Origin of the sequence: Actinomyces sp. oral taxon 849 str. F0330, from assembly GCF_000239715.1 — a bacterium.
GTDB lineage: Bacteria > Actinomycetota > Actinomycetes > Actinomycetales > Actinomycetaceae > Actinomyces > Actinomyces johnsonii.
Genome location: NZ_JH470357.1, coordinates 56,309 through 60,235, shown reverse-complemented (window position 1 = coordinate 60,235; position 3,927 = coordinate 56,309). Strand labels below are relative to the sequence as shown.

The window sequence follows — 3,927 nt, the reverse complement described above, 5'->3', positions numbered from 1 at the left end:
CCGGTGTCGCCGCCGTTCAGGAGGCGCAGTGACCGCTTCCCCGATCTCCCCGATTTCCCGGCCGGGCGAGCGCGTTCCGCTGCCCGCGGGGCTGACGCGCCTGGCGGACGGGTCCCTGCGGGCCGACGGCGTTGACGGGGTCGCCGTCATCAGTCCTGCCGCCGGGGCCGAGTCCCGCACTGTTTCCGTCGAGGCGGGGCTCCGGGTCCTCGAGGCCCTGGGGGGCACCTACCTGCCCACGGTGGGGCCGACGGCGTCGAGTGCGACGACCACGGCTACGCGGTCGTCCGGCCTGCGGACCGCGGCCTTCGGCGATCTCGACGACAGCGCTCGCGGCGCGGACAGGAGTCCGGGCGGTGGCGCCCCGGCGGAGCCCAGCGACGAGACCACACTGCTCAAGCCTGTCTCCCTGGTCACGGAGCTGCCGCGAGACGCGGCCCCGACGCACCCGGAGCCCGAGAGCGCCCCCGGTCTGGACACCGATGATGCCGCAACCGTCGCTGATGGCGCGGGCGCCGCGGTCGGGCTCGACGCGGGAACGGGCGCCGCGGTCGGCGACGAGGGCTCCGTCGCGCAGCCGGCACCGCCGAGCCCCGGAGATTCCTCTCCCGAGCTTTTGGAGACGGGTGTCTGGGAGGATCCCGACGACGCCTCCGACCCCCTCGGCCAGAGCCGGGGGCGCGACGGAGCCGATGGGGCCGATGGGGCCGACACCGGCGACGTCGGCACATTCCCCGACTATCCCGAGCCAGAACCCGGTTCGGGGCGCCGTCGTCGTCGGGGCGCCCACCGGGCCCCGACGGCTCCCTCGGCCGGCTCGGGCGAGCAGCCGACGGCGGATACCCCCACGGCGCCGGACAACTCCAAGAGCAAGCAGCCCCAGCCGGTTCGCGCTCCCCAGCCCCTGGAGGCGCTGCCCAACACCGAGGTCGTCTCCGCCTCGGAGGCCGCTCTCATCGCGGCGCCCCCGGTACGGGCCTCGATCTGCCCCCGGGGTCACGCCAACCCGCCCGAGATCCGCGAGTGCCTGACCTGCTCGCAGCCCCTGACGGGAGTGTTCTCCTATGTGCGACGACCGGCGCTGGCCACGCTGACCCTGTCGACCGGTGCCGCCGTCGAGGTGGCCGGTGACGTCGTGATCGGACGTGCTCCCCAGGTGCCGGGCGGGGATGACCCGCACATCGTGGCCCTGGTGGCGGTGCCCAGCCCGCAGCACATGGTCTCGCGCTCCCATCTCATGCTCACGACCTCGGGATGGAGCATCCTGGTTCAGGATCTCGGTTCGTCCAACGGCACGGTGCTGGCGCGGCCCGGCGCGACGCCCGTCCTCCTGGGCTCGGGCGTGCCGACGCCGGTCTTCATGGGGGACCTGATGGATATCGGCGACGGCGTGACGCTTCGCATTGATCCGCCAGCATGGCTGAGACCCCAAAGTGGTTGAGGTCACATTTTGCTCGACAATGCTTCGCCGGTGCGGAATCGGGTTGTCGGCAAGACTTATCCCGGGCACCTACAACGACTCATAAAGAATTGATGCAATAGCAGCCCCGCCGTTGCGCTGCTGACCACTCCGGCACGAGGCTGGACCTGTGGAAGGAGATTTCATGAGCGACCTGACCTGGACGGAGATGCCGGAGGTCAATCCGGACCAGCCCGACGAGCTCGTCTTGGACTTCTCCGGCGAAATCCATCGGGTGGCCTCCACCGACACCTTCGTCATCGGCCGAGGGGGCGACCTGGACATCGATGACAACCCCTACCTCCATCGCCGCTTCCTGGTCTTCGCCTATTCCGAGAAGCTGTGGTGGATCGCCAACGAGGGGAGCCGGTTGTCGGCCACGCTGACCGACGGCGAGGGGCTGGTCCAGTCGCGCCTGGCTCCCGGAGCCCGCATCCCCCTGGTCTTCCCTCGAGTCATCCTCACCTTCTCCGCCGGCCCGACCACCTATGAGATCAACCTCATCACCTCTGGGGAGGATCACTTCTCTGGGATCGACGGCGTGCGCCAGTCCACGGGACAGACCACCATCGGGGTAACCCCGATGACCCGCTCCCAGCTACTGCTCGTCCTGGCGTTGTCCGAGCCGGTGCTCAAGCGGGCCGGGACCGGGGCCGCCGAGATCCCCTCCTCCGCGGCGGCTGCGGCGCGCCTGGGGTGGCCGTTGACCAAGTTCAACCGCAAGCTCGACAACGTTTGCGAGAAGCTCGACAGGGTAGGCGTGCGCGGGCTGCGCGGCGGACGCGTTGCCGGGGCCGCCTCCAACCGGCGCACCGCGCTGGTGGAGCATGCCGTATCCACTCTCATGGTCACGGCTGAGGACCTCTACATGCTCGATGAGGAGCAGGCCGCCAACCGGGCGGCCGTCGATGAGACGGCTGAGCGCTCGGCGACCACCGCTCCGGTGGCCCAGAGCTCGCCCGCGGCATCGAGGCGATGACGTGGCGCGGGGCGTGATGCATGACCAGGACGACGCCGATCCTTCCGAGGAGCTGGAACCGAGGGAGGAGGAAGAGGCGCAGGACAGTGAACCTGCCTCCAAGAGTGCGTTCTTCGACGAGGTTCTGGCGGAAGAATCCGAGGAGCCCGACGCATCGGAAGGCGATCAGCGCCGTCATGCCCGACGCCGTCGCGCCCGGCGCTGGGGGGTGGTGCTCCTGGTGCTCGTCGTCGTTCTGACTGCCGGGGCCGTCGGCGCGGAGTACCTCGTGCGCAGTCAGATCGACGCCGCGGTGCGCTCCGCCCTGCCGGGGCTCAGCTCGGACGCGAGAATCGCCACCAAGGGGATCGTCCTGCGCCAGCTCGTCGGCGGGTCGCTGGACAGCCTGGCGGTGGACTCCGAGAGCCTGGAGATCACCCCCAAGGGCCAGGGTGGCGCCACGATCACGCTCAGTGACGTCGACGTCGACCTCAGCCGTATCAGCCTGCGCTCGCCCTACCCGACAGATACGGTGACGGTATCCGGCACCGTCAGCTGGCGGCAGGTGGCCGCACTCGCCGCCAAATCGCACCCGAAGATGCAGGGCATGACGCTTCAGGCCAAGCGGACAGGGACGAGCGCCCAGGATCCGGGAGCCATCCAGGCCTCGGCCTCCCTGCTCGGCATCGACGGTGAGGCGGAGATCGTACCGTCGGTGGGGGCTGACGGCAGCCTGGTGCTGACCATCACCTCCACCCGGATAGGAGGGGACGAGACTGGGGTGGATGTCGACACTGCGGAGAGCAGTCTGCTCGGCTACGTCGGACTGGACTCCCCGCAGATCACGGTTCCAGCCGGGTCCCTGCCGCAGGGTCTGCATCCCACCAGTGCGATCGTCACCGACGATGGGCTTCGGCTGAGCCTGACCGGGAACCAGGTGAACCTCGGTCGTCTGTGATCCGGAGGACGCCGGCCCGACCACGATTCGTCTCACATTTCCTCTGAACCCACGTGATGGCGGCGAAAGATGAGGCTGCTGCGCGCTGGTGGGGAGTACTTCCCCCTCCCGGGTGCCCCAGACTCCGTCGGCTCGTATAGCCTGCCGACACATCGCGTTTCCGCCTTTCCGTCTTTCGACCTTTCCGATCGCGAGCACGCTGCGTGAGGGATCACGCAGGACCCGAGCAAGGAGAACCATGAGCATGCAGCCCGAGCACCGCGCCCAGCCCGGCAGTCAGCCGGGTGGTTGGGGCGGTGGTCAGTCGACCGGGCAGCCCTCCGGTCAGCCCGCCATGCCCTCCGCGGGGCAGGGAGGCCCGGCCATGGTTCAGCAGCCGCCTTCTTTCCCGCCCCAGGCCGACCCGCTGGCCTCCGGGGCGCTCGCATCCTCTTCGGCTCCCTCGTCGGCGAGGGTGACGGTTCCCGGCTACCCCTCCGGGCCCGCGGCTCCGGCGGAGGAGGGTCCCGGTACTGGGCCGCTGCCCTCGCGCGAGGCGCTGCGCCGAGAGGC

General features: G+C 70.0%; 3 protein-coding genes and 1 pseudogene. All 4 read left to right on the top strand.

Annotation, left to right across the window (positions count from 1 at the left end):
* The first annotated feature begins 28 nt into the window (after window positions 1–28).
* Window positions 29–1,441, top strand: a complete 1,413-nt coding sequence (locus HMPREF0975_RS11815) for an FHA domain-containing protein (protein ID WP_009234418.1) — start codon at window positions 29–31, stop codon at window positions 1,439–1,441.
* A gap of 163 nt (window positions 1,442–1,604) precedes the next feature.
* Window positions 1,605–2,438, top strand: a complete 834-nt coding sequence (locus tag HMPREF0975_RS11810; RefSeq protein ID WP_009234417.1) for a hypothetical protein — start codon at window positions 1,605–1,607, stop codon at window positions 2,436–2,438.
* Window positions 2,439–2,454: 16 nt separating this feature from the next.
* Window positions 2,455–3,375: an LmeA family phospholipid-binding protein gene (locus HMPREF0975_RS11805; RefSeq protein WP_021608827.1), complete on the top strand. Its 921-nt coding sequence runs from the start codon at window positions 2,455–2,457 to the stop codon at window positions 3,373–3,375.
* 238 nt (window positions 3,376–3,613) lie between these two features.
* Window positions 3,614–3,927: pseudogene (locus tag HMPREF0975_RS16275) on the top strand (AAA family ATPase); the annotation flags it as partial.